This window comes from Arthrobacter sp. P1_B4, assembly GCF_056406555.1.
Map to the genome: position 1 here is coordinate 1 of NZ_JBFTZW010000188.1, position 1532 is coordinate 1532.

The window sequence follows — 1532 nt, forward strand, 5'->3', positions numbered from 1 at the left end:
GTCCTCCCTTGGATGGTTCTGCTGGTGCTGGCCTTGATCTCTTCCGCGGTCGCCGCGGGTTCACTGGTGCTGGTCGGCGTTGACCTGGCCATCGGCAGGCAGCCGCTGGCGATGTGTTTATCGCTGGGCTGAACGGGGCTATGGCCACGGTCTTGGCTGTGTCGGTCCCATTCTGCACCACCAAAATTTCGGCACACTGAGTGGTCGTGATCACTTCCGCCACGTGGTTCACGTCCCGAGATAGAAGGTCGGGCATTCTCGGTTTGGATCCGTCGTCGTGGCGTTGGAATTCCACTCCGAACTCGACTTCGAGCACGATTCTCGCGGGCTAGCATCAGGGGCGGCATCCGCAACCCTTGGCGAGAGCACCTGAGGCCCTTACCCTCACGACATATTCGGAACTTCCTTGACGGTCCGTGTGACAGGTGCCATAGTCTTCATATGGACCTGTTGGACAGCTGGACAGCTGCACAAGATCGAGTGGTGCGCGTCGGCGCGGCCGAAGCGGTCTTCGCATCCCTCCGCAGCGCAATCGAAGGCGGCAAGATTCCTGTCGGCACCCGCCTGGACTCGGAGGCATCGCTGGCCAAACAGTACGGCGTGAGCCGCACGATGGTCAGGGAGGCGCTGCGTTCCTGCACCGCATTGGGACTCACGGCCACCCACACGGGTAAGGGCACCTTCGTCATCGCTGACAAGGTGGCCCAGGACCTCAAACTCGGCAAGTATTCGGCCAGCGCCCTCGTGGAAGCCCGCCCCCACGTGGAAGTGCCGGCCGCGGGCCTAGCCGCCCAACGCCGCAGCAGCGAAGACCTGGAGGCCCTTCGGGAAATCCTCCGGGAAATGTCCGAGGAAGATGATCTCCAGCAGTGGGTGCTTTTGAACACCGAGTTCCACGTGACCATCGCCCGGTGCAGCGGCAATGGCGTGTTCGAATCATTCCTGTCAGACATCTGCGACGCCATGGCCAACCAATCAAACACCCTTAACCTCGTGGCTGACCGGCGCRAGGAATCGGGTCAGGAACACGCCCGCATTTTCGCTGCCATCGAGAATGGATCAGCCGAGGAAGCATCCCAGGCCATGAGGCTGCATTTGCACGGGGTCGAATGCGCTCTGGGCACCATCGTCCCCGGAAGCGGAAACTCCAGGGCCGGCCATACGCGCTAAATCCTAAACCCCGGATTTCACCCACCCTCCCTGCTGCAATCGCCCCAAGCCGCGCGCGGCGTCTTTGCCCTGGAACAACCATGCCCACCGTGCCGGCTGCGGCGTCACTCAGTCCTGCCCCGACCCCCAGATTTTTACCGTCCAAACCCGTCAACGAAGCCCTGTGAGGACCCCATGACCACCGCACATACCGCCCCGGACACCCGCTCCGAACACGATCTCCTGGGTGACCGGGATGTTCCCGTCGGCGCCTACTGGGGCGTCCACACCCTCCGGGCCGTGGAGAACTTCCCCATCACCGGCCAGCCGCTGTCCTCCAACATGCACCTGGTCCGCGGGCTGGCCGCCGTGAAGCTCGCCGC

At 63.2% G+C, this 1532-nt stretch carries 1 protein-coding gene and 1 pseudogene; both read left to right on the forward strand.

The features are described 5' to 3' along the window. The first annotated feature begins 441 nt into the window (after positions 1–441). Positions 442–1170 (forward strand): FadR/GntR family transcriptional regulator, encoded by a 729-nt coding sequence (locus AC1D1W_RS20620; protein WP_476944689.1) that lies wholly within the window; start codon positions 442–444, stop codon positions 1168–1170. A gap of 174 nt (positions 1171–1344) precedes the next feature. Further along, a pseudogene (gene aspA / locus AC1D1W_RS20625) lies at positions 1345–1532 on the forward strand (aspartate ammonia-lyase); the annotation flags it as partial.